Annotated in this window: 21 protein-coding genes; 16 read left to right on the top strand and 5 right to left on the bottom strand. The window is 61.1% G+C overall.

Going from position 1 to position 25,381, the window contains the following annotated elements; translation table 11 throughout:
• The first annotated feature begins 12 nt into the window (after nt 1-12).
• From leuD to OXG98_03145, 9 genes are all read left to right on the top strand, one after another.
• Nucleotides 13-609, top strand: a complete 597-nt coding sequence (leuD, locus tag OXG98_03185) for a 3-isopropylmalate dehydratase small subunit (protein ID MCY3771012.1) — start codon at nt 13-15, stop codon at nt 607-609.
• Complete coding sequence (locus tag OXG98_03180; GenBank protein ID MCY3771011.1) at nt 584-3,397, top strand: GAF domain-containing protein; 2,814 nt, start codon at nt 584-586, stop codon at nt 3,395-3,397. Before leuD ends, OXG98_03180 begins: the two co-directional genes overlap by 26 nt.
• Before the next feature lie 126 nt (nt 3,398-3,523).
• Entirely contained in the window at nt 3,524-4,687 is a 1,164-nt protein-coding gene (locus OXG98_03175) for a SpoIIE family protein phosphatase (protein MCY3771010.1), read from the top strand.
• Nucleotides 4,688-4,846: 159 nt separating this feature from the next.
• Nucleotides 4,847-5,428, top strand: coding sequence for a GNAT family N-acetyltransferase (locus OXG98_03170; protein ID MCY3771009.1), 582 nt, complete (start codon nt 4,847-4,849; stop codon nt 5,426-5,428).
• A gap of 227 nt (nt 5,429-5,655) precedes the next feature.
• A complete protein-coding gene (locus OXG98_03165; GenBank protein ID MCY3771008.1) occupies nt 5,656-6,504 on the top strand; it encodes a phytanoyl-CoA dioxygenase family protein in 849 nt (282 codons plus the stop codon).
• 23 nt (nt 6,505-6,527) lie between these two features.
• Nucleotides 6,528-7,253: a creatininase family protein gene (locus OXG98_03160; GenBank protein MCY3771007.1), complete on the top strand. Its 726-nt coding sequence runs from the start codon at nt 6,528-6,530 to the stop codon at nt 7,251-7,253.
• A gap of 136 nt (nt 7,254-7,389) precedes the next feature.
• Nucleotides 7,390-8,100 (top strand): hypothetical protein, encoded by a 711-nt coding sequence (locus OXG98_03155; GenBank protein MCY3771006.1) that lies wholly within the window; start codon nt 7,390-7,392, stop codon nt 8,098-8,100.
• Between the two features lie 167 nt (nt 8,101-8,267).
• The gene (locus tag OXG98_03150) at nt 8,268-8,492 is read left to right on the top strand and encodes a hypothetical protein (GenBank protein ID MCY3771005.1); all 225 of its coding nucleotides are present in this window, start codon (nt 8,268-8,270) and stop codon (nt 8,490-8,492) included.
• Between the two features lie 60 nt (nt 8,493-8,552).
• Nucleotides 8,553-8,846, top strand: coding sequence for a hypothetical protein (locus tag OXG98_03145; GenBank protein MCY3771004.1), 294 nt, complete (start codon nt 8,553-8,555; stop codon nt 8,844-8,846).
• Nucleotides 8,847-8,857: 11 nt separating this feature from the next.
• On the opposite strand, the gene OXG98_03140 is transcribed toward OXG98_03145, so the two are convergent.
• Complete coding sequence (locus OXG98_03140) at nt 8,858-9,997, bottom strand: PLP-dependent aminotransferase family protein (protein MCY3771003.1); 1,140 nt, start codon at nt 9,995-9,997, stop codon at nt 8,858-8,860.
• 206 nt (nt 9,998-10,203) lie between these two features.
• Between OXG98_03140 and OXG98_03135 the strand changes: the two genes are divergently transcribed.
• Both OXG98_03135 and OXG98_03130 read left to right on the top strand, forming a co-directional pair.
• On the top strand, nt 10,204-12,543 hold the full coding sequence (locus tag OXG98_03135) for an extracellular solute-binding protein (GenBank protein MCY3771002.1): 2,340 nt from the start codon (nt 10,204-10,206) through the stop codon (nt 12,541-12,543).
• 202 nt (nt 12,544-12,745) lie between these two features.
• Nucleotides 12,746-13,621: a carbohydrate ABC transporter permease gene (locus OXG98_03130; protein ID MCY3771001.1), complete on the top strand. Its 876-nt coding sequence runs from the start codon at nt 12,746-12,748 to the stop codon at nt 13,619-13,621.
• Nucleotide 13,622: 1 nt separating this feature from the next.
• Here OXG98_03130 and OXG98_03125 read toward each other — a convergent pair whose 3' ends face one another.
• From OXG98_03125 to pruA, 4 genes are all read right to left on the bottom strand, one after another.
• A complete protein-coding gene (locus tag OXG98_03125; GenBank protein MCY3771000.1) occupies nt 13,623-15,749 on the bottom strand; it encodes a copper-translocating P-type ATPase in 2,127 nt (708 codons plus the stop codon).
• A 17-nt stretch (nt 15,750-15,766) separates the two neighbouring features.
• The gene (locus OXG98_03120; protein MCY3770999.1) at nt 15,767-16,126 is read right to left on the bottom strand and encodes a 2Fe-2S iron-sulfur cluster-binding protein; all 360 of its coding nucleotides are present in this window, start codon (nt 16,124-16,126) and stop codon (nt 15,767-15,769) included.
• Nucleotides 16,127-16,246: 120 nt separating this feature from the next.
• Entirely contained in the window at nt 16,247-17,038 is a 792-nt protein-coding gene (locus tag OXG98_03115; GenBank protein ID MCY3770998.1) for an NAD-dependent epimerase/dehydratase family protein, read from the bottom strand.
• A 36-nt stretch (nt 17,039-17,074) separates the two neighbouring features.
• Nucleotides 17,075-18,706 carry an L-glutamate gamma-semialdehyde dehydrogenase gene (pruA, locus tag OXG98_03110; protein MCY3770997.1) on the bottom strand — a complete coding sequence of 544 codons (1,632 nt, stop codon included), beginning with the start codon at nt 18,704-18,706 and terminating at the stop codon, nt 17,075-17,077.
• A gap of 272 nt (nt 18,707-18,978) precedes the next feature.
• Here pruA and OXG98_03105 point away from each other — a divergent pair, with 272 nt between their 5' ends.
• The 5 genes from OXG98_03105 to OXG98_03085 all read left to right on the top strand — a co-directional run bounded on the left by OXG98_03105 (nt 18,979) and on the right by OXG98_03085 (nt 25,308).
• Nucleotides 18,979-20,067 carry a hypothetical protein gene (locus OXG98_03105; GenBank protein MCY3770996.1) on the top strand — a complete coding sequence of 363 codons (1,089 nt, stop codon included), beginning with the start codon at nt 18,979-18,981 and terminating at the stop codon, nt 20,065-20,067.
• 74 nt (nt 20,068-20,141) lie between these two features.
• Complete coding sequence (locus OXG98_03100) at nt 20,142-20,915, top strand: phytanoyl-CoA dioxygenase family protein (GenBank protein MCY3770995.1); 774 nt, start codon at nt 20,142-20,144, stop codon at nt 20,913-20,915.
• Between the two features lie 79 nt (nt 20,916-20,994).
• Complete coding sequence (locus OXG98_03095) at nt 20,995-21,279, top strand: hypothetical protein (GenBank protein ID MCY3770994.1); 285 nt, start codon at nt 20,995-20,997, stop codon at nt 21,277-21,279.
• Between the two features lie 200 nt (nt 21,280-21,479).
• On the top strand, nt 21,480-24,047 hold the full coding sequence (locus OXG98_03090) for a class I SAM-dependent DNA methyltransferase (GenBank protein MCY3770993.1): 2,568 nt from the start codon (nt 21,480-21,482) through the stop codon (nt 24,045-24,047).
• Nucleotides 24,034-25,308, top strand: a complete 1,275-nt coding sequence (locus OXG98_03085; GenBank protein ID MCY3770992.1) for a restriction endonuclease subunit S — start codon at nt 24,034-24,036, stop codon at nt 25,306-25,308. The genes OXG98_03090 and OXG98_03085 overlap by 14 nt, the downstream gene beginning before the upstream one ends.
• Nucleotides 25,309-25,381 lie beyond the last annotated feature (73 nt).

Genomic DNA, 25,381 nt, shown 5'->3' with positions numbered 1-25,381 from the left:
ACGGAGCCTCGCATGGCAGAATCCTTTACCCGGCACACCGGCCTGGTCGCCCCGCTGGACCGGATCAACGTGGATACGGACCAGATCATCCCCAAGCAGTTCCTGAAGCGCATCGAGCGCACCGGCTTCGGCCAGTTCCTGTTCTACGACTGGCGTTTCACGGCCGACGGTTCCCCCAACCCCGGTTTCGTGCTCAACGAAGACCGGTACCGGGGCGCGACGATCCTGGTCGCGGGGGACAATTTCGGCTGCGGTAGTTCCCGGGAGCACGCGCCCTGGGCGTTGCAGGACTACGGCTTTCGCGTGATCATCGCGCCGTCCTTCGCGGACATCTTCTACAATAACTGCTTCAAGAACGGCCTGCTTCCCGTCGTGCTGCCCGCCGATACCGTGCGCCGCATGCTCGAAAGCGCCGCGGAGCAGCCCCGCTATACCGTTTCGGTGGACCTCGAACGGCAGGTCGTCACCGAACCGGACGGCGCCTCCGACCGGTTCGAGGTCGATCCCTTTCGCAAGACCTTTATCCTGAAGGGTCTGGACGAAATCGGCTGGACCCTGCAATACGAGGATGACATAGCGGAGTATGAACGAACCCAGCGTACCGGTTGACCAGCTCCTCGCGCTGTCCAGGGCCAGCGACCAGATGATGCGAAGCGTGTTCCACCGGGATCATAGCGCCACGCTGCGCACGGTGACCCGGTGTGTCCACGATCTCCTCGACGCCGAGTACTGCGGCATCTTCCTGGTCCCGGAGGACGCGCCCCACGAACTGGTGTTGACGGCGCAGTACTCGGACCTTTCCGGCCACGACGACCCGTCGCCCGTCCGGTTGCAGATTCACAGCGCCCCGAAGGGCGGCATGACCGGGCATATCGCCGACCAGGGCGACATCGTCCGCCTGCACGGGACGCAGCTCACCCGCAGTCCCTTCTACTCCGGCAACGTACGCGAGTACCTGGCCAGCAAGGAGTTGCGGTCCCTCCTGGCCATTCCCCTCAAAGATCATAAGGACGTCGTCCTGGGACTCGTCAAGGTGGAGAACAAGAAGTCGCCGGACGGCTCGGACGGCTCGGGCGGTTCGGATGGCCCGGGCGGTCCGCTCTCGTCGGACGGCTTCGATGAGGCGGACGAGTACATCGCCCGGATCCTGGCCAACAAGATCGTCGTCGTCCTGGAGCATCTCAGAACGGTCTCCCTCAACCGCGACCTGGTGCACGCCATCCACACGACCCGCGACCGCGCGTCCATGCTAGAGGAGATCCTGCATCGCAGCCGGGCGCTGGTTCGGGCCGACCGGGGCGACTTCGTCTCCTGGAACGAAACACTGGGCGACCTGGTCATCGCCGCTCAACTGGGAGAGGCAACCTTACCGGCGGGAAGTTCCGCCCACAGTCCCAGTATCGTGCGCCGTCTCTGGGACGATCCGTCGCTTACGGAGATCCGCGTCCCGGACGTATCGGTCGACCCGGACTATCACGCCATAGACGACAGGACGAAATGCCAGATCGCGGTCAAGCTCCAGTTCGAGGGCCGGCCCATCGGCATCCTGAGCGTGGAATCTTACGAGGCGGACGCCTTTGACGACCACGACCTGGAGATGCTGCACTGGCTCGCTCATTACGCGGCGATCGCCTACCAGGTCGTCGGACGGGAAGCCCAGTTCAGGGGGATCGTCCAGCGCCTGGTCGAACATTCGCCGCCCCGCAACGAGATCCTGAATCGGATTCTGGTCAGCGTGCGGTCGATCTACGGGTTCACGGACGGCATCATCTACATCGTAGACTACACGGACCAGATGCTCCACTGCCTGTCCTACATCGGTTGCGAGGGCTTCGACGGCGATCTTTCCCGCCTGAGCTTCCGTTTCGACGAGAAGGCGCTGGCGACCAAGGCGTTCCGGGACCGGAAGAGCTATCTCTGCGTCGATCCGCAGTCGGATCCCCAAATCAGCCCCCGCGCCCTGAGTATACTGAAATTCGACGTGCCCATCGTCGTCATGCCGCTGCTGTACGATCAGAAGGTCGTGGGCGTATTCACCCTGTGGAGCCAGAGCGGCCAGGTCACGCCAAACGAGCGCCATCTGAGCGAAATGGAACCCTTTGCCCGGCTCGCCGCCGCGAACATCGCGCTGTCGGAGACCGAGCGCCACCGCAGCACGGCCCTGGAATCCATCCAGGAGATCCTGACCCTGATGCAGACCGAGTTGTCCAGGGAGAAGAACCTGCGCCTCATTCTCCACGGCGTGCAGATGGCCGGCTTCGACCGGGCGCGCATATTCGAAGCCGACGAAACGGGAGGAAAACTCGTGGGCATCGACTCGGTCGGCATGGACGACCCGGACGGTTTCGCGGGCTATACGATCATCATCAAGGACAATCCTTACACGGACTTCGTGGCCAGGCAATCCAGGACCAGGCCCTCGGCCTGTTGGTTCGACCCCGCCGATTCCGCGTTCCATGGCCGCTCTCCCGACGCGGCGGCGCTTGGCAAGGACGACGATCTGCCGTGGCTGGCCGTGCCGCTGGTCATCGCGGGACAGTTCTACGGCCTGATCGGGGCGGACAACATGCGCACCCGCCACGATATCACCCGGGACCACCTTGAATTCATGACCGTCATAGGCGCGCTGGCTGCGCAGGTCATCGCGAATTCCCAGACCGTGGAACTCCTGCGCGACCGTACCCGGGCCGAAGCGCGCAGCGAACTGGCCCAGCGGACGCTGCACGCCCTGAAGACACCGGCGATGGCCACGCAGATCTTCCTGAGGCACCTCAACCAGGAGATCGGCGACGAGACGCCGCACAACGGCCGGGCGGGGGAGCTCATGAACAAGATCCGGGGACAGATCGACCGTATCGCCGCGATCGCCGAGGATATGCAGCGCCTGACCAAGCTGACCCTCACCCCGAAGCGGAAAGTGGATATCAACGAGATCGTGCGGCGTACGGTCATGGACGGCGTGATCGGCGAGACCTGCGAGGTGGAATTCGATCTCGCGGACCCGCCCCCCTTCGTGGAGGCCAACGTGGAGGAGATCGACCAGGTGATCACCGAGCTGACCGGCAATGCCTGGAAGGTCATGGACTACAACGGACGCATCCACGTTTCCACGCGGCTCGGCCTCGCTTCGCAATATCCCCGGCTGATGCGCCGGAAGGACGGTCGGTACGTATTGATCAACGTCCGCGACACGGGGCCCGGAATCCCGGAATCCGTGCTCAAGGAACTTTTCAGGCCGGGCGTGTCCACGACCGGCGGTTCCGGACTCGGGCTCTATGCCATACAGACCATTGCCGCGGAACACCACGGCGAAGTCTGGCTCGAAGACACGGGCCCGGGCGGCGCCACCTTTACCTTCGCCCTGCCCGTAGCGGGCACAGGCGGCTCCGACCGGTGAACAGGTGAACCGCTCTGACGGGCACAGTCGGTTCAGACCGATGAACCGATGGACCGCTCTGACGGGCACAGTCGGCTCCGACCGACGGACCAGTGAACCGCTCGGGCGGGCTGAACGGCAGACGCCATGACGAAACCCCTCGTTCTCCTCCTCGACGACGACACCGCCATGCTGGACGCGGTCACTCTTGATCTTGAAGGCGCCTTCGACGTGATCTGCGTCACCGGCGTGGAGGATTGCGTCGACAAGATCAGGGACGCCCGCGGCGCCGTGGAAGTGGCGGTCGTCGACATGTGGATCGAAACGGACCGGGAGGGCGGACTGGACGCGATCCGGGGCATCAGGGCCTGCGACTCGCCTCCCGAATGCATCGTGTTGACGGCCTACGGCACCCACGCCAACATCGTCAAGTGCATGGAGACCGGCGCCTTCAGCTACGTGGAGAAGTCGGGCCGCGCCGCCGACGACGCCACCGGCCTGCTGATCACGACCATCCACCGGGCCGTGGAAACCCGCCGCCTGAAACAGCTCGAGGCAGCCCAGGAGCAGATCAAGGCGGACGAACGTATCAAGCAGGACCTGCAGCGCGCCTACGAAATCCAGCAATCCCTGCTGCCCCCCGGGGACCTGCATCACGCCGGCATGCATTTCAGCGGGTACTGCCGCCCGGCCGAGAACGTGGGAGGCGACTACTACGACTACTTCGTACTGCCCGATGACCGGGTCGGACTGCTGATCGGCGACGTGACCGGACACGGGTTCGACGCGAGCCTGATCATGGCCGTGGCGTGCAGTTGCCGGTCCACGCAGACCCGGATAGACCCGGACGTGGCGCCGGTCATGGATGCCCTCAACCGGATCGTGCAGACGACCGGACCGGACTGGCGGTTGATGACGGCGTGCTACATCCTGATCGATCCGTCGACCCGCGGTTTCTTCTACGCCAACGCCGGCCATCATTTCCCCTTCCACTACCGCGCGGAGACCGGGAAAGCCGAACCGATGGAATCGACCGGACTGCCGCTCGGCGTAGACGCGGACATGGCCTTTCCGGTCGTCGAGCGGTCCTGGTCTCCGGGCGACGTGATGGTCCTCTTCTCGGACGGGATCGTCGAAGCGGAAAACGCCGCGGGGGACATATTCGGAGAAGACCGGTTGCAGGCCCTGGTGGAATCCCACGGACAGGAATCGCCGCCCGAATTGAGGCAGCGGATCATCAATGCCCTGGAGGCGTTCTGCCAGGGCGTCCCGCTGCTGGACGACATGACCATCGCCGTGGCGAAACTCTGAGCATGCCGTCGTGGTTATCGCGGCGGCAAACCATAGGTAGAAGCCATGCGGATCGTGCCGATCGCCGTGGCGAAAATCCGAACACACCGTTATGGTGAAACCAGGTAGATGCCACGTTGATTTTGAAGATCGCCGTGGTGAAACGCTGGTCATGCCGCCGTGAAGATCGTCGAAGAACCCTTAACCTTACCCCGTCTGGCCGAACACGGCGACGTGCCGATCGCCTACGAGGTGACATCGCGCCTGAGGCCCGAACCGACGGAAAGCGGCCTGGGCGGCATCAGATTGGTGGAAGAGCCGGTTGATCCCCCTTACTTGAAGGACTACGACGCCACGTCTGAAGAGGGCCCCGCCCGATGGCTCCGACGGTGGGACTGGGACACGTCGGCGTGGGGACTGCTCGCGGCCTACGAAGGTTCCCGGCGCGTGGGCGGAGCGGTGCTGGCCCGGCGTACGGCGAACGTGAATATGCTGGAGGGACGGGACGACCTGGCGGTGCTGTGGGACTTCCGTGTGCACCCGGACTGTCGCGGGGCCGGTGTGGGACGCCGGCTCTTTGAAGCATCCGTTGAATGGGCGCGGCGCCACGGCTGCGTCGAGATGAAAATAGAGACCCAGAATACCAACGTGCCCGCGTGCCGGTTCTACGCCCGCCAGGGATGCCGGCTAAGCGCCATCATCGAACGCGCCTACGCGGAGTTCCCTGAAGAGATCCAGTTGATCTGGCGGTTGCCGCTGTGACGGCCAATTCCGCCTTGCGTCTGCGACGGCCATTTCCGCCTTGCGCTCCGAATGCGCCGGCATATAATGATGAATATCCGTCAGACCGGAAAGTCTCGCTGCAACGGATCACCTTGCACGATTGCCTCCGCGGTGCCTGACGCTTTATCGTTGTACAATTGTACAGCTTAAAAGATCCATTCACCGAGTGACGGTATCACGCATTTCGGACATCCCCGGACCACACCATGCATCCCACGCCTCTGACCGAGTCCCAACGACGTTCCTTTGAAGAGGACGGCTACCTGATCGTCCAGGGCGCGCTGGATCCTGCTCAGATCGAAGCGCTGACGGAGACGGGCGACCGGCTCATGGACGGGTTCGAGTACCCCGACTTCTACGCCCATCGCCGTCCCGGTCTCGTGCAGGAACAGCCCTTCCTGGACCTCGTAACGAACGAGCGCACGGTCCCGCTGATCGTCGCCCTCCTCGGCTTCAATATCCATATCACGAACACCGCGCTCATCTACAAGCACCCGGAGGCGCCCGGGGATACCGACCAGGTCAACTGGCACCGCGACGTGGGCGTTTCACTGGACGTCGGCCACGTGTTGCTTCCGTTCGTCGGCCTCAAGATCGGCTATTGCCTGACGGATTTCCCCGGCCCGGACACCGGGGCGACCATGTTCGTGCAAGGCAGCAACAACATGAAGTCCGCGCTGCCGATACGAAAGGGGCACGTCCATCCGGACGAATACGTGCAGCCGGTCCTTCGGGCAGGCGACGCTTTCCTTTTCGAAAACCGGACCTACCATGCGGCCGGATTGAATTTCACGAAGCAGATCGCCAAGGTCGTCATCTACGGCTATCACTACCGTTGGATCAAGCCCGATCACTACATGCGGTTCTACAACGACGCGCCGCAGCCCGATGCCAATCTGCTCAAGAGGACCGACGACATCGGACGCCAGTTGCTGGGAGGCACCGTGGATTCCGAAGGACGCGACGCGCCCGACGGTATCGACTGGGCCATCCGGGGATGGGCAGATCGGCACGGACTCGACGTGGCGCAGCACACGCATACCATAGAAGCCTGATCCACCCCGCCGGACAGAATCCCATGTACATGAAACTCATGCGTCCCCACCAGTTGCGCGAGGCGGTGGAACGGGGCGACCCGCTGCTGGTTCCCGCCGGCTGCATCGAGACCCACGGTCCCCACATGGCCATCGGTCACGATACGATCATCGTGGAGGAGATCTGCGCGCGGGTCGCGGAGCGTCTCGACGTAGTCATCTCGCCGCCCTTCGATTTCGGTCCAACCGGTTACGCCCTCGGCGGCCCCGAAGACGGCACCATCGATCCGGACTACGCATCCTTCGGGTCGTACGTGAAGTCGATCCTGCGCAACTTCCTGGAGATGGGCTTCCGGCGTATCTACGTGATGATCATGCACCAGGGCATGGAGGCGCCGCTGGCGCTGGCCTTCAAGAAGGCCGCGGCGGAGCTTTCCTTCGAAATGGTCCTGGCCGAAGGCAAACCGCGGGGATGGTGGGCGGATGCCAGGATGTCCAGGGAGGCTCGCCGGTTCGGCCGGGTCGAGGTACATCCCATGGTCCTTCCGGCGTCGTCCCCCCCGGCCGGCGGAGACCACGCCGGGTACAACGAGACCTCCTTCCTGCTGGCCACGCGCCCCGAACTGGTGGATCAGGGCCGCCTGGACGAGAACGCGCCGTGGTACTGCCGCCAGGAGGAGGACCGGAACAGCTGGACGGCCAACGCGGTCCATGGGGAAGCCATGGTCGAGGCGGTTGTGGATGCCTGGGTCGAGATGTTGAAGGGTTAGGCGGCCAGGACCGACCGTCCGGTTCACGGCCGGAAACAAAATACAGGTGGCCCGCCACGCAGCCGCGCGACAAAGCGGTCGAGCAGCCAAACGGGGCCCGATTCCAAATCAATCCTATCGTGGAAAGGAGCAAAGCATGCGGTCCATTTTCGTCGGTATCGAGTATGCCGGCAAGTCCACCCTCATCGATCTCCTGGACGCCTATTACCAGAAGCGGCGGCGCCGGACGCATCTCGACGATCACTTCACCATCCCGGACGCTTCCCTGAGTCCCGTTTCGCGGGCGCAGTACGTCCACTACCCCGACGATGTGAAAGAACGCCTGCAACGGATGCAGTTGCACTACCACGTGGAGGTCATCCGCAACTATCCCCACACGCTGATCGCTGGCTGGCACATCGAGGAAAAGATCTACTGCGACGTGTACGGCAGCGTGGAGGGGAATCCCTACTATCCCAACTACGTCCACCACAATCAGCGGCACTACGAGGTGCTGGTGCTGGAAGCCCGGCTGCCCGACGTGGTGTTGATCCACCTCACGGCCGACGACGAGGCGGTCCGCGAGCGCATGCGCACCGACCCGCACGAGTACCAGATCATCGACGAAAAGGACATATCGGATCTCAAGAAACGCTTCGAGGACGAAGTAGACCGATCGCTCCTGACGCGCAACGGTCATCTCGTCACGCTGGATACGACCGAAAAGTCTCCGGAGGAGTCGCTGGACGAACTGCTGCTTAAGACCGATCCCCTGGTGACCGACGGAGAACTGGCCATGCGGGCTATGCCGGTGCCGGACGGTGATTACGAGGTCAGGTACGAGAATGGGGCAAGGAAGATGGTGTAGAGGGAGAAGCAGGATCCGTTTTCGATTTTGTTGCCAGACCGGTACGAGATTGGGGTTCCAATTTCGACCAATCAAGTATGGACAACCTTCTTTTGGTCATAGGTTCAGTATCGACTGCATGCCTCGTTCTCTTGGCAGTAGTTACGCTGTCATGGAAGTTCTCGCAGATGAATCAAAGCGAGATGGCAGCACTTCGTGAATCCATTGATGAAATAAAAAGCGTACTGTTCGAAATCAATGAAAGGTTGGAAAGAGTTGAGGGAAGACTGGGAAGAGTTGAGGGAAGGCTGGAAAGAGTTGAAGGAAGGCTGGAAAGAGTTGAAGGAAGGCTGGAAAGAGTTGAAGGTCAATTAGGCATGAACCCAATTACTGGCAGGATGATGGACAGTTAAGTTATCCGAAGAAGCCAAAACGCTTGTTCCGAGGGTTTTACTAATGGAAGGAATCAGACGATGACCGTGATGTCCCGCGATAACTGGACCTTCGGAGCACAGATCGTAACTGCCGTAGGCATGTTCATCGTAACCCTGGGCATCTTGTTCATCGCTACGCTTACATATCTGGACCGGGAAGACCAGGAATTCAGGAATGAGATACGGACCGAGTTGGCCGCGTTCCGAACTGAAATGCAAATCGACTTTACGGAAATCCGTACCGCAATGCGAGATATGAACAATCGTCTCGACAACATAAACACCCGACTAGGCAGAGTCGAGGGGTATCTGAGGGTGTCCGGCGATGAGTAACGCACCCATTTCTACGCCGCCAGGTCCTTGCCCTGGGCTTCTTTAATGCAATCCGCGAGAATAGGCACGCCTTCGCGGATATCCTCTATCGTGGGGAATCCGAAAGCGATGCGCAGGTAGGGAATATCCTCGTTCCCGGCGCTGAAGGACTGCCCGAGGCTGTAGTAAACCCCCCGTCCGGCGGCCAGTTGCAGCGCTTTTCGGGTGTCCGTAGCCGCCGGTATCCGCACCCAGACGAACATGCCGCCGGGCGGATCCGTCCACCATACTTCCTCGCCCAGATCACTGAAGTGGGTCGCCAGCGACTCGACTAACGCGTCCTTGCGCGCCTTCATGACTTTATTTACATCGCGGATGTGGTCCCAGAGGTGATCGCCCAGGTATTCGGCCACGATCATGCTCGCCAGCGCGTTGGTTCCACCGTCCATCTTGTTCGCCATGATCCGCTGCTGCAGCGCCTCCGGCGCCATGAAGTAGCCCTGCCGTACGCCCGGTCCGAGGATCTTGGAGAAAGAGGCGACGTACACGACACGGTCGTCTTCGTCGAGGTGGTACAGGTTCGGCGGCACCGGATCGGACTGGAACACCAGATCTCCGTAACAGTGGTCGTCCACGACCAGCGTGTCGAACTTCCTGGCCAGTTCGAGCAGGCGTTCCCGCCGTTCCAGCGGCAGGATGGAGCCCGTGGGGTTGTGATGCGTGGGTATGGTATAGATGAACTTCGGTGGCGTACCCGAGTCGACGAGCCGTTTCAACACCGTCTCCAGTCCATCGGTGACCAGGCCGTGGTCGTCTATCGGGGCCGGCTCGATGCACACCTGCCGGCTTCGGAACACGCTCAGCGATCCGCCGTAGGTGAAGGATTCCGTGACGATCGTGTCTCCCGGCGACGTGAAGGCGTCCGTAATCAGCTGGAGTGCCTGCATGGATCCGGACGTCAGCACGATCTCCTCCAAGGGCACCGCCCGTCCCGTACCGCGCTCGAATCGGTGTGAAGCGATGGCCCGCAAGGGTTGATAACCGCGTCCGTCCGGGTAATTCACCAGTTCCGCGCCGCGGCTCGAAATGACCTTCGCGGCAGCCTCTGCCAGCGCGTCCGAGGGAAAAGACTGCGGATCGGGTCTTCCCGCGCCGAAATTGATCTCACGCATGGATCTGCTCCTGTAGGGTGGCGGTGACGCCGTCGTAGGAAAGTCAATCGGTGAATGTAGAAAAGCCGCACCGCGCCTGTCAACCGCTTATGCGCGTACCTGGGGCGCTCGCCAGGGGACAAAGTGGGCGGCGTTGACAGGATATACCACGTATCCTACATTTACTCTACCGTTCTCTGAGGCTCGAATCCATCGGTTCTCCAACCATGACCCCGTTCCGCTTCCTCCTGCTCGCTATCGTCGTGTCGTTACCGGTCGTTGCGGCCGTTGCCGAAGCGCGGGACCAACCCCCCGTCCGCGTCGAAGTGCCCCTTTTCGAGGGCGGCCAGGGACTGGAGTTCTTCCTCGAATGCGCCCGCACCTACGAACAGGAGCATGAAGGCGTTCAGATCGACCTCTACGGAGATCCCCGCATCCACGACAAAGTGCGGGTGCGTATCCTGGAACGGTCTTTCCCCGAGGTCACCAATGCCCGGCTGAACTACTGGGCGCTCATCCGCAACGGCGATCTCCTTCCGCTGGACGAATTCCTCGATCAGCCCAACTGGGAGGGCGACCGCACCTGGCGCGAATCGTTCCTGCCCGGCACCCTGGATCGCTATTCCCATGAAGGCAAGACCTACAGCGTACCCTTGATGGCCTCGGCCTACGCCGTGTGGTACAATAAGAACCTCTTCGAGGAACACGGCTGGCAGCCCGCCACCACCTGGGAGGAGTTCTTCGCGCTTTGCGAAGAGATCAGGGCGGCGGGCATGTGGCCGCTCGCCTTTCAGGGCCGGTATCCGGGATACGTGCAGGCCGTAATCGACCACGCGTACTACCACCTCGCCGGGCCTGACCGGTACGACGACCAGAAGAACCTGGTGCCCGGCAGTTTCGACAATCCCGAATTCGGGGAAGCCCTGTCCGTCGCGCAGCGGATCGCATTGAACTACTTCCAGCCAGGCGCCATGGGCATGAGCCACACGGAATCCCAGCTCGAGTTCTTCCTGGGACACACGGCCATGATCTTCTGCGGTTCGTGGCTCAAGAGCGAGATGCTGGGCAAGATACCGGAGGGATTCCGCCTGGGGTCCTTCAACCTGCCGGTGGCGCCGACCGGCAAGGCGGATCCGACGGCCGTCTACGGCGGTTCCGGGTACTATTTCGTCATGAAGGATAGCGACAACCCGCTTGCCGGAGTCGAGTTCCTGCGGTTCATGACCTCCCGGCGCATGGCCGGTCTTTTCGCCCGGATGCGCGACATCCCCGTGTCCGTGGCCGGTGTATCCGAAGAGAACCTGTCGGAGGACATGGCCGACCTGGCCGCCATGCTGAAGGACGCGGCCGTCACCTACGGCACACCGCCTGGGGAAGGCTATCCGGCCATGACACAGTACTGGACCGATGCCCGGTTCAGGGTGATTACCGGTCAGACCATGCCCGCGGTGGCCGCGGCTGAGCTGGAAGCCGCCGCGGCCGTCGTACGGCGGCAGACCATCGCACCGGACGAGATCAACATCCGGCACGTGTGGAAGCCCAGTCTGCTGATCGGACTCATGGCCCTGGCCGTGGGCTACTGGTCGGCCACGACCTGCAAGCGCTACCGGGACCGCCGTCGCGCCGGAACCGCGCACGCAGCCGGCCTCCCGTTCCTCCGGAGGACCGACCGGATCATCTTCATCGCGCCCGCCCTGCTGCTGTACTCCGTGTTCGTCATTATCCCAAGCGTGAAATCCTTCGTCTGGAGCCTGAACGAATGGGACGGGCTGACCGACATGCGGTTCACGGGCCTGCTCAACTTCGGCCGCCTGCTCTTCGAAAGCGACGGGTTCTGGATCGCGCTGAACAACAACCTGTTCATCATGTTCGTCATCCCGCTGTTCGTCATCCCGATCTCCCTCTTCCTGGCCGTGTGCATCAGCCGGCAGATACGGGGATCGAAGTTCTTCCGCATCGCCTTCTTCTTCCCGAATATCCTGGGGGCCGTGGCCGCCACGCTCCTCTGGATGCACCTCTACAATCCCCAGGGCGGACCGATCAACACGGCGCTGGTGGGACTGGGCGTGATCCTGTCCGCCGCCGGTCTCGAAAGCGCGGGAAGCTGGCTGCAGGCCATGGAAGGATTCGCCTGGCTGTCGCAGTCCAACCTGTACTGGGCCCTGATCCCCATGTCCATCTGGGGCGCCTGCGGCTTCAACATGATCCTGTTCCTCGCCGCCATGGAGAGCATCCCCCAGAGCCTCTACGAAGCGGCGGACATCGACGGCGCCTCGTCATGGCGACAGTTCTGGACCATCACCCTGCCGCTGATCTGGGAGGTGCTGTCCATCTCCATCGTCTTCATGGTCATCGGGGGGATGAAGGCCTTCGAAACCATCTGGCTCCTCACCAACCAGACGCCCACCACGCAGGTGCACGTCATCGGCACGCTCATGGTGCAGGACATGTTCACCGAGTTCAAGATCGGCGAGGCCACGGCCATCGCGGTGCTGCTGTTCATCATGGTCTTCTTCGGCACGGCCGCCACGCTGAGGCTCATGCGAAGGGAAACGGTGGAATTCTGATGACGCGGACGAGAACGAAGAAGCGAACGACGGTGGGATATTGATGACGCGGACGAGAACGAAGAAGCGAACGACGGTGGGATATTGATGACGCGGACGAGAACGAAGAAGCGAACGACGGTGGGATATTGATGACGCGGACGAGAACGAAGAAGCGAACGACGGTGGGATATTGATGACGCGGACGAAAGAGGATAAAAGGATGGAAGAGAAGAAACAGACGGGCGAAACGCGCCGGACAGCGACCTGGAATCTCCTCATCTATCCCGTGCTGCTCGGCTACCTGGTCATCGTGGTCTACCCGATGGCCTGGCTGCTGTACACGTCGCTCAAGACGGACCGGGAGATTTTCCTGGCGCCTTTCACACTGCCGGACTGGGCGGACCTGCAGTGGATCAACTTCTCACGGGCGTGGACGGTGGGGCATTTCGGAGACTACTTCCTGAACAGCGCGGTGCTGACGGTACTGACAGTAATCCTGTCGCTGCTCTTCGCGGCCATGGCGGCCTATGCCCTGTCGCGGTTCCGTTTCTTCGGCGCCCGGCCATTGTTCTTCTTCTTTCTGGCGGGTCTGATGGTGCCACTGCAGCTGGCCATCGTACCGCTGTTCTTTCAGATGAAGGACCTGATGCTGCTCAACTCCCGCCTGGGATTGCTCCTCGTCTACATCGCCTTCGGGATGCCCTTCGCCATCTTCATCCTGGCGGGCTTCTTCAAGTCGCTGCCGTCCGGACTCCACGAATCGGCGCTGATGGACGGCGCCGGCGAACTGCGGGCCTTCTGGCACATCATGCTGCCGCTGGCCAAGCCCGCCCTGGTCACCGTGGGCATCTTCGCCTTCCTCGGCACCTGGAACGAGTTCTTCATGGCCTTCATGTTCCTGTCGGGAGAAAACGCTGAAAGCCTGCGCACCCTTCCCCTCGGCCTGGCCAACATCACCATTGTGAGCCAGTACCGCAGCGACTGGGGCATGGCCTTCGCCGGCCTGGTGCTCATGATGCTGCCCACGATGCTGGTCTACGCCCTGCTCCAGCGCCAGGTGACCCGGGGGATCACGGTGGGTGCGCTGAAGGGGTGAATCAGAGGCGCTTGCTGCGCAGGCGCAGCGCGTTCGAGACGACGGAAATCGACGATGCGGTCATCGCGAAGGCCGCGAACATCGGACTGATGAGGATGCCGAAGACGGGGAAGAGCAATCCACCGGCCACCGGTACGCCAGCGGTGTTATAGGCAAAGGCCAGGAACAGGTTCTGGCGAATGTTGCGCATGCTGGCGCGCGCGAGCCGCCGGGCACGGACGATGCCGTTAAGGTCGCCTCTGACCAGCGTGATGCCGGCGGTCTCGATGGCCGCGTCGGCGCCCGTGCCCATGGCGATCCCGACATCAGCCTGGGCGAGGGCGGGCGCGTCGTTGACCCCGTCTCCCGCCATGGCGACCTTCCGCCCCTCGGCCTGCAGTTCCTGGATCATGCGGGCCTTGTCCTCGGGCAGCACATCGGCGCGAATGTCATCGATGCCGACGCGGGTTGCCACGGCCTTCGCCGTGCGCTCGCTGTCGCCCGTGGCCATGATGATGCGAAAACCGAGTTGACGAAGGGCACCGAGCGCGTCAGGCGTGGAGTCCTTTACCGGATCGGCGACGCTCACGAGGCCCGCGAGCTTGCCGTCCGGCATGACGGCCACCACCGTTTCGCCATGGTCACGCCGGCGATCGGCCCGTTCGGCCAGCGCTTCGACCTCCAGGCCGAGGTCGCGCGCCATTTTCAAGTTGCCGATCGCGACCGTCCTGCCGTCGATCCTGCCTTTGGCGCCCTTGCCGGTCACGGCTTCGAAGTCCGTCGCCTCGCCCAGCTGGACGCCACGGTCTTCGGCTCCGCGCACGATGGCCTCGGCCAGGGGATGCTCGGAACCCTTTTCCAGGGACGCGGCCAGCCTCAGTACCGTGGCTTCGTCGTATCCGGTCTCGGGCAGGACGGCCACCAGCCGGGGTTTTCCCTCCGTCAACGTGCCCGTCTTGTCGACGAGCAGCGTGTCGACCGTTTCAAACCGCTCGAGCGCTTCGGCGTTCTTGATCAGCACGCCCATCTGTGCGCCGCGCCCCGTCGCCGTCATGATCGACATGGGCGTTGCGAGACCCAGCGCGCACGGGCAGGCGATGATCAGAACCGAAACCGACGCAAGTATCGCGTAGGACAGCGCGGGCGCCGGACCCCAAAGCGCCCAGGCAATGAACGCGCAGGCCGCTGCCAGGATCACCGCCGGTACGAACAGGCCCGCCACCTTGTCGACGTACTTCTGGATCGGCGCGCGACTCCGCTGCGCATTTGCCACCATCTCGACGATCTGGCTCAGCATCGTGTCGGCGCCGATGCGCGTGGCCTCCATGATCAGGCTTCCGGTACCGTTGATGGTTGCGCCCGTGAGTGCATCGCCCGCCGTTTTCTCCACGGGTATCGGCTCACCGGTGATCATGCTCTCGTCGACGGAGGAGCGGCCTTCGACCACCACGCCGTCGACAGGCACCTTGTCACCCGGCCGCACCCGCAGCCGGTCTCCGGGTCGCACCTCGTCAACCGGGATCTCTTCCTCTCGTCCGTCCTCGCGGACCACGCGCGCGGCCCTGGCCGCCATGTCGAGCAGCGCCCGGATTGCCCTGCCGGAGCTCTCGCGGGCGCGAAGTTCCAGGACCTGGCCCAGAAGCACCAGCGTCACGATCACCGCCGCCGCTTCGAAATAGACGCCGACATGGCCCTCCGCGTCGCGGAAGCCTTCCGGGAACAAGTCGGGCGCCAGCACCGCGACCAGGCTGAAGAGCCAGGCGGTGGCCACCCCCATCGCAATCAGGGAGAACATGTTGAGGTTCATGGTGCGAAACGACGTCCATCCGCGCGCGAGGAACGGCCAGCCACACCACAGCACCACCGGCGTGCCCAGCAGCACCTCGATCCAGAGCGCCCCGCGTGCTCCAAAGGCCTCTCGCAGGCCCCCGAAGCCGAAAAAGGGCCCCATCGTAAGAATCAGGAGGGGAAATGTCAACGCGGCGCCGACCCGGAATCGCCGGGTGAAATCCACCAGTTCGGGATTCGGATCGTCATCGGCCATCGCGGCGGATTCAAGCTCCAGGCCCATGCCGCAGACCGGGCATGAGCCGGCATGCGCCTGGCGCACCTCCGGATGCATCGGGCAGGTGTAGATTACATCAGTCATGACCAATAGCCAAACACCTAGGGCTTGTCGGTCCAGACCGGGTCGGGTGTGATACTCGTCTCCGGCGTCGGCCCTGTGTCGGTCCACTCTTCCTCGTTCTCCAGCAGGAATCCCGGCTCGACGGACATGTCGTGATCGCAGATGATCTGGCAGGACAGCCGCACCTCGCCGAGGGCGCCCTTCTCGGTCAGCACGTCGCGTTCGGCTTCGGTCATGGTGTCCGGCTCGCCCGATACGAACGTCACGCGACAGGTCGTACACTTGGCGTTCCCGCCGCAGCGGTGGCCGATGTTAACGCCGGTTCCCTCGATGGCCAGTACGAGACGTTGCCCCGAATCGACCTCGTTCTCCACTCCGTTGACGGTGAGTTTCGGCATGTTTCCACGCTCCTTTCGAGTGTGAGATCGTGTGGTGTGAATCAGCTTCTATTCGAGCATGATTCGACTGTTACTTTAATGGCTGCCACTTAACGCCCGCGCAACCGGGGTTTTCAACCCTTAAAACTCGTGACCCAGCCGATTCCGCGTATGCTCCAGGTCCACCCAGCGGTGCGGGCCGTCGGTCACGGCGAAGCAGACCTCGTAGACCGAATTCTCCGTGGCCTTCAGAGCCAGTTCTATGATCTGCGTGATGTCCGCCTGGCTGCACCATACCGACCGCAGGAACGGCTCGGTGGCCTCGTTCTGCTTGTTGACCCAGCCGATGCGGAGGCAGACGACGGAAAAACCATGGGCGTCGTGGTAGGTGCGGCAGATGCCTTCGCCCCACACTTTGCTGGCCGAATAGGGTTCCGTGGGCCGGGGCGGGTCGGTGACCTTCACGATGGGCATGGGATCGGGCAGCCCCTCGAGGCGGCCCTCGTTGAGGGACACGTAGGGTTCGGAGAACTGGCCGTAGCCCCAACTCGCCATGACGGAGCTCGCGTAGATCAGGCGCCTGATGCCCTCCTCCCTGCAGACTTCCAGCACGTTGTAGGTGCCCCGGATGTTGCTCTCCAGAATGGTCTCGAAGGACGCCCCGGGATCGGGAACCGCGCCGAGATGGATCACCGCGTCCATGCCGGTAAGGGCCCTCGACACGGCGTCCCGGTCGGTCAGGTCGGCAAGAAAGAAACGGTCATCGGGGATTCGCAGGAGATCCTCATCGTCGATGCGGTCCGATGAGGCGGTCCGCCGGCCGCTCCCGTAGACTTCGTACTCATCCTTCGCGCTCAGATGGCGGTACGTCAGGTTGCCGATCAGTCCGTACGCTCCGGTTACATGTACCTTTAAGGGTCGTGCTTCACTCATTGGTTCCTCCGGTTGAACTTCCGTGAATCGATAGGGTTAAGCCTCGTCCATGAAAGGATAACGCCAGTCTGCCGGCGGGACCATGGTTTCCTTGATGGTCCGGGCGCTCATCCATCGCAGCAGGTTCATCGGGCTGCCCGCCTTGTCGTTCGTCCCCGACGCCCGCGCCCCGCCGAAGGGCTGCTGTCCGACGACGGCGCCGGTGGGCTTGTCGTTGACGTAGAAGTTTCCGGCGGCGTTGCGCAACGCGTCCGAAATGCGGACGATAGCCTGCCGGTCCCTGGCGAACACGGAACCGGTTAGCGCGTAGGGCGAGGTGCTGTCACACAGTGCCAGAGTCTCTTCCAGCCGGTCGTCCTCGTAAACATATATAGTCAGCACGGGCCCGAAGATCTCTTCTTCCATGGTCTTGAAACGCGGGTTGGTCGTAACGATGGTCGTCGGTTCGACGAACCAGCCATGCTCCCGGTCGCAGCCACCGCCGGTGATGATCTCGGCGTCCTCCGCCGACCGGGCGTATTCGATGTGATCAGCGATGTTCTCGAAGGATGCCTCGTCGATCACGGCCGCCATGAAGTTCGTGAAATCCTCCGGGTCGCCCATCCTGATTTGCTCGACTGCCGCGACGAACCGTTCCCTGAAGTCCGGCCACAGGGAGCGGGGCACGTACATCCGGGAGGCCGCGGAACACTTCTGCCCCTGGTATTCGAAGGCGCCGCGGACCGCCGCCGCCACGAGGGCATCGACGTCCGCCGAGGCGTGGACGAAGATGAAGTCCTTTCCGCCCGTTTCTCCCACGATGCGGGGGTAGTGCTTCATGCGGTCCAGGTTGCCGGCCACGGTACGGTACATCCGCTGGAACGTGTCGGTCGAGCCGGTGAAATGGATCCCCGCCAGGTCCGGGCTGTTCAGCACCGGATCGCCCACCTCGGACCCCGATCCCGGGATGAAATTGATTACGCCGGGCGGCAGGCCTGCTTCCTGCAGCAGCCGCATGACATAGTATGCCGAGTAGACCGCCGTGGAGGCCGGCTTCCACAGGACCGTGCAGCCGGTTAGGGCCGGCGCCGTGGGCAGGTTGCCGCCGATGGCGGTGAAGTTGAAGGGCGTGACGGCGAAGACGAATCCCTCGAGGGCGCGGTACTCGAGACGGTTCCACACCCCTTTCGAGGAGGCCGGCTGGTCACTCATCAGCTGTGCGAGGTAGCTGACGTTGAACCGCCAGAAGTCGATCAGTTCGCAGGCGGAGTCGATCTCGGCCTGGAAAACCGTCTTGGACTGGCCCAGCATCGTCGCGGCGTTGACCGTCTGGCGCCAGGAGCCGGCCAGCAGGTCGGCCGCCTTCATCAGTACCGACGCCCGGTGTTCCCAGGGCATGTCCGCCCAGGCCTTACGGGCTTCCAAGGCCGCGTCGATCGCCAGGCGGACCTCGGCCTCGCCGGCCCGGTGGTACACGCCGAGATCCAGCGCGTGGTCGTGAGGTGCGCGCAGCGGTGCGGTGCGGCCCGTCTTTACCTCCCGCCCGCCGATGATCAGCGGGATCTCGACCGGCGCGGATTTCAGCTCGTGGAGTCGAGCCTTGACGGCCGCTCTTTCGGCCGATCCCGGGGTGTAGTCCAGGACCGGTTCATTATAGGGCTGGGGCGGGTTGAAGCGTGCGTTGGCCATGCCCCATATGTATCTGGCGCGAAGCCGCCGTGTCAACTGTTTTGTGGGCCGCCCGGACGGCATCCCGCCGCACTGATCTGTGGCACCTTCCGCAGCGCTCCCCATGGCATCCCACCACGCTGATCCGCAGCGCTCCCCACGACCATTTTACCCTTGCCAGACCCCGCGGTGATATGAGATATTGATGATACTAAACGATCAAGACACCCGATCCATAACAGCAGGGTTCGCGGCGGTACGGAACGGCGGCCGCCCGGGCCGGGGGTACGGTCATGAGCACCGATCAGGCGGACCAGGAACACGGTATCAAGGCAGTCAACCAGGAATACACCCAGTACGACCAGGTTAAAAAGGAACAGACCTACAACCTGGCCGAAGGCGCGGCCTTAGAGGAATTCGACGAGGAAACGCAGATCAGGACCTGCGACATGGCCCTTTTCTACCGCGGCGGTCCGGAGGGCAGGGCGCAATTCGCCCGGGATATCGGCGAGGCCATGGAAGGTATCGGATTCGTCATCCTCGAGAACCACGAAATCCCGACCAGCCTGTACGAGGAGACCGAGCGCAAGGTGGCCGAATTCTTCACGGCCACGCCTATGGCCGACAAGTTGAAGTACGAGGCGCAGCGGCAGGGTTCGGTCAACCAGGGGTACTTCCCGATCAAACAGACCAGCCGCATGCATCCCGATCTCGTCGAGGGCTGGGTCTTCTGCCGGCGGGCCTTCAATCTGGGCGAGAACCCGGATTACCGGGAAGCGGATTTCTGGCCCGCCAGCGGATACGAACCGTTCTTCCGGGAAGTCATCCTGAATCACGAAAAGCTTATCCTGCCCCTCATGCAGAGCATCCTGACCTACCTCGGCTGCGATCCGACGCTTTACGACGAAAAACTCACCCGGACGAACTTCGGGTTCCGGCTCAACTACTACCCGCCCATCACGGCGGAGGACGACGCATCCGGGGCCGGCCGCATGCTGGGACACGAGGACGTCGACCTGTTCACCATCCTGCCCTCCCACGGGGTGGACGGACTGCAGGTGCTGAACCGGGAGAACATGAAGTGGATCCGCCTCAATCCCCCGGAAGGCAGTATCATCATCAACACGGGCGACTACATGCAGCGGATCACCAACGACCGCCTCCCGTCCACGACCCACCGGGTCAGCAAGCCGCAGGACGCCCGTCTCTTCGAAACCGCCCGCATCAGCATTCCCATGGCCGTCTACGTCTGGGAGGAAGAGATGCTCGAGGTGCTGCCCAACACGGGCGAGCCCAAGTACGAACCCATCTCGGCGGTTCAGTTCCATACCCGCACCACGAGCAAGTACTACGGTGACGACTACGCGGTGGACGACGACTGACGGGCCGGGAGCGGATACGCTTCGAGGTTACGGAATGGTCGACGATCGAGCCCTGATCCGGAAAAGGACAGCGCATGACCCCCCATGAACGGTATCTCTTCGACCTGCAGGGCTTCATCGAGGTCCCGGACGCCCTTGACGCCGGACGACTCGCAGAATTGAACCGCATCCTCGACGAAAAGGTCGAGGAGGCCATGGAACCCGGCGCGACCACGCACCGTTTCGGTTTCACCCTGCTCGACTGGGGTCCCGCGTACCGGGCGTTGATCGACAACCCGCGGATAGATCCTTACCTGGAGCAACTGGTCGGACCGAAGTACCGGCTTGACCACGATTACGCCGACATCATCCGGAAGGGCGACGGGCCCATCGGCACGACCCTGCACGGCGGGGCAATTCCCTTCGACCCGCTGTATTCCTACACCTGTATAAATGAGGAAATCCGGTGTGGCCTGACCGTGGTCGCCTACAACCTGAAGGACGTGAACCCCGGCGACGGCGGCTTCGGCTGCGTGCCCGGCAGTCACAAAAGCAACTTCCGGTTCCCCGACGAGTGGCGCAACCTGAAGACCGATCAGCCCTTCATCCGCGCCGTGACCGGCAAGGCGGGCACCGCCGTGATCTTCACCGAGGCGCTGACCCACGGCACCATGCCCTGGCACGGCGACGAGCGCCGCACCCTCTTCTACAAGTACTCGCCCAACTCTGTTTCATGGTACGCTCAATACTATGATCCGGACTGGTATGAAGACCTGACGGAAAAGCAGCAACAGATACTCGAGGCGCCTAACGCCAGGTACCGGAAACGGGAACGGAGTCGACGCGGAGTCGGGGTCGGGATGGAGTGAAGAAAGATTACGGGCAGGCTGTCAATCTACCGACTAAATGAGTTATGTTGTTCTGGCTCATCGAATCGTGAGGTTACCAATGAACGTCAAGCAAGCAGTAAAGACAGCCATGGAACATGTTGCCGATGTATACTCGGAAGAGAATATATCGCATATTGGGTTAGAAGAGGTCGAATACGATGAACCGACCGCTCAGTGGAACGTGACAGTAGGATTTGCCCGTAAATGGGATATCCCTCATCCAGCTCATATCCCCGCCTTTGTTCCACTAAGACCTAACAACAGAACGTACAAAATCGTAGTAATACGCGACAGCGACGGGCAGGTGACTGCAATGAAAATACGGGAACTGGCTGCTTCGTAATGAATAGCGTACTCATAGACACGAACCTGCTTGTCCTTTTGTAGGGCGAATTAAGTTACCTCGGCCGAGGAGTAGTATACTTCAATCATGTCCGTGCTACGTACCTCACGTAGTATCGATTGAGGCTGAATCGTGGGTGCGTTCTACCCAATCTCGTGCTCAATCGTCCACCAAGTCCAACCCATACTTGAAACTGACCAATGGCCCTGAAGAAGTCCCAACTATATTCCTCTCTTTGGCAAAGCTGCGATGAACTGCGTGGTGGCATGGATGCCTCTCAGTACAAGGATTATGTCCTTACGCTGCTGTTCATGAAATACGTCTCTGACAAGGCGTCCAAAGATCCGAATATGCTCATCGAAGTGCCCGAGGGCGGGAGTTTCGCCGATATCGTAAAGCTGGTCGGCGATAAAGAGATCGGCGATAAGATAAACACGGTGATCGCCACGCTCGCGGAAGCGAACGATCTTGGAGACGTCATCGATCAGGCGGATTTCAACGACGAAAACAAGCTGGGGTCCGGCAAGGAGATGCAGGACAGGCTTTCCAGGCTCGTCGCCATATTTGACAGTCTCGATTTTGGCGCGAACCGGGCCGATGGGGATGATCTCCTCGGCGACGCCTACGAGTATTTGATGATGCACTTCGCCACGGAATCCGGCAAGAGCAAGGGACAGTTCTACACGCCGGCCGAGGTCTCACGCATCATGGCCCAGGTGATCGGCATCGGACCGGATACCCGGCAGGATCAGACCCTCTACGACCCGACCTGCGGTTCAGGTTCGCTCCTGCTCAGGGCCGCCGATGAAGCACCGCATGGCATTACCGTCTATGGCCAAGAGATGGACAACGCCACCTATGCGCTGGCGCGGATGAACATGATCCTGCATGGTCACGAGACCGCCGAAATCTGGCGAGGCAACACCCTGGCCGCTCCGTACTTCAAGAACCAGAACGACCGCCTCAAGACCTTCGACTTTGCCGTTGCCAATCCACCTTTTTCCGCCAAGGCCTGGTCCAACGGCCTTGATCCTGCCAACGACGAGTTCGGACGTTTCGGCTACGGTATCCCACCTGCCAGGAATGGTGACTACGCGTTCCTCCTTCACCTCATTGCGTCGCTCAACAGCAAGGGCAAGGGGGCGATCATCCTGCCGCACGGCGTACTGTTCCGGGGCAACCGGGAAGCGGACATTCGAAAGAACCTCATCCAACGCGGATTCATCAAGGGTATCATCGGCCTGCCGCCCAACCTGTTCTACGGCACCGGCATCCCCGCCTGCATCCTGGTTGTAGACAAGGAAAACGCCCATGCGCGCGGCGGCATCTTCATGATCGACGCGAGCAAGGGCTTCCGCAAGGACGGCAACAAGAACCGCCTGCGCGCACAGGACATCCACCGAATCGTCGACGTATTTAACCGACAGATTAAGTTGCCGCGTTATTCCCGCATGGTTCCGACCGCCCAGATTGTCGGCCCCGCTAACGACTACAACCTCAACATCCCGCGCTGGGTCGATTCCAGCGAGCCGGAAGATCTGCACGATCTCGACGCCCATTTGCGTGGCGGCATCCCGGACCGCGACCTCGACGCGCTCAGTGTCTACTGGGACGTCTTCCCCTCACTGCGCCGGACGTTGTTTGTCGGCAACGGCCGAGAGGGCTACAGCGAAAGTCGCATCGAGACGGGACAGGTGAAGGCCGCCATTCTCGATCACATGGAATTCAGATCGTACGAGACCCGGGTTGCGGCCGTTCTCGACGATTGGTGCAAGACACATGAGGCCGTTCTGAAAGGACTGGAGACAGGCGCCAACCCCAGGGAACTCATTCGCGCCTTGGCAGAGGATCTGCTGGCGCGTTTCGCTGACCTGCCGCTGCTCGACCCGTACGACATGTACCAACGGTTGATGGACTATTGGGATGAAACGATGCAGGACGATGTGTACCTTATCGCCGCGGAAGGCTGGCAGGTAGGTCGCAACCTTCGTTCCTCCCATGACAAGGAAACTCCGGAGTTCACTATCAAGAAGGGCCAAAAGACTACCAAGTACATTGGTGAACTTATCCCGCATACTTTGTTAATTGCGAAATTCTTCAAGAACGAACAGCAAGAACTGGAGCGACTTGAGGCGGAAGTTTCCGAATTGGCGGAACGTAAGGAGGAATTCGAAGAGGAACATGGTGCCGATGAGGGCGCTCTCAACGGTCTTGAAGGAAAGAGTGGTATCACCAAGGGTAATGTGCGGCAACGCGTCATCGAGTTAAAGGAAGCCATTCTAAAGAGTTGTTCCGAAGGAACGCCGGAGCACAATCAGGTAAAGGCCATCAAGAAAACAACCTTTGGCGTTCATGATTGGACCAAGAACGTCCAAGACGAAGAAGGACTATTCGAGGAGTTGGATATTCTCTACGACTATCTCCAGTTCATGGAAGACGAGAAGGTCCAAAAGGATACATGCAAGCAGACACGGGACACGTTACTTACATCGGTGATCCAGAAGTACACGATGCTCACCGAAATTGAGATAAAGACGCTTGTGATCGAGGACAAGTGGTTTACGAGTATACGGGCCGCCGTCAAGGATGAGGTGCAAGGGTTGACACGGCAACTTACCGGGCGCGTGACAGAACTGGAAGAACGCTATGCCTGTCCGTTGCCGGAGTTGGATCGGGAAGTGGAGGCGTTCGGCGAGAAGGTCGAGGGGCACTTGAAGCGGATGGGGCTTACGGTACGACAAATTCGGAGGTCACGTGCTATCGGATAAGGTGCCAAAAGGTTACAAGCGAACCGAAGTGGGGGTGATACCGTCTGATTGGTCCATGTATTCCATTGGTGATCTTTTTGACTATCTGCGTACTGCTTCTAATTCGAGGGCCGAACTCGGTGACACCGGTGACGTTGCATACGTGCATTACGGAGATATCCATACCCGCTTTCATCACTTCATCGACTTCTCTCGCGATAAATTACCACGCCTTTCGGTTGATAAAGGCGTTACAGCGAACCGGCTTCGTGAGGGCGATCTGATAGTTGCTGATGCTTCTGAGGACGAAACCGGGGTCGGCAAGAGCGTGGAAGTTCGAAATCTTGGCGTTACTGAAGCAGTTGCCGGACTGCATACTCTCCTGTTGAGACCAAAGGACCTACGCACCCATGAAGGCTATCGCGGGTACCTTCTGGATAAGGAATCCGTAAAGAGGCAGTTGCGTAGTCTCGCCACTGGTCTAAAGGTCTTTGGAATATCGAAACAGGCACTCAGAGAGGTGCGCATACCGTTACCATCTCCTACTGAACAACGCACCATCGCTGAGGCGTTATCGGATGTAGATGGATTACTCACGGCGTTGGAGGAACTGATCGACAAGAAGCAGGCTGTCAAACAAGCTACCACGCAGCAACTTCTCACTGGAAAGTTTCGGCTGCCGGGATTCAGTGGGAAGTGGGAGACAAAACGACTAGGGGATATTGCGTCCATTCGCAATCAAAAGGTACTACCCTCGAAAGTACCAATAGATACGCCCTGTGTGGAACTCGACCATATCGGGCAACGCGAGGGGCGGCTACTGGGGTGTTCAACGGCTCAGTACTCAACTTCTTCCAAATATCGTTTCTATTCTGGTGATGTGCTCTTTGGCCGACTTCGTTCATATCTTCGAAAGTTCTGGCTCGCAGACCGGGACGGAATATGCACGACTGAGATATGGCCACTGGTGACTGATACGAAGCAGGCAGACAACGGTTTCCTATATACCATCATTCAATCCGACCAATTCATCAAAGCGGCCAGTGTCTCCTATGGAACACACATGCCACGCACAGACTGGGATGTAATGCGAAACTTTGAGATCTGGCTACCGCCAGTTCGGGAACAACGTGCTATTGCTGGCACTCTTTCTGATATGGATATCGAGATCGCCGTGCTGGAGCGCCACCGGGACAAGACTCGCGCCATCAAGCAGGGCATGATGCAACAGCTTCTCACAGGTCGAGTGAGGCTTGTTAAACCCGCATCTCCTTCCAAATAGGACGGAATGACAAGTTGGCTCTTCTTTACAAAGATTGGATCAATAGTACTGCACCCTTGACCGGGTTAACTCT

This window comes from Gemmatimonadota bacterium (assembly GCA_026706345.1).
Classification (GTDB): Bacteria; JAAXHH01; JAAXHH01; order JAAXHH01; family JAAXHH01; genus JAAXHH01.
The sequence above is the reverse complement of the archived record's forward strand: the minus strand, read 5'-3'. Positions and strand labels throughout refer to the sequence as shown.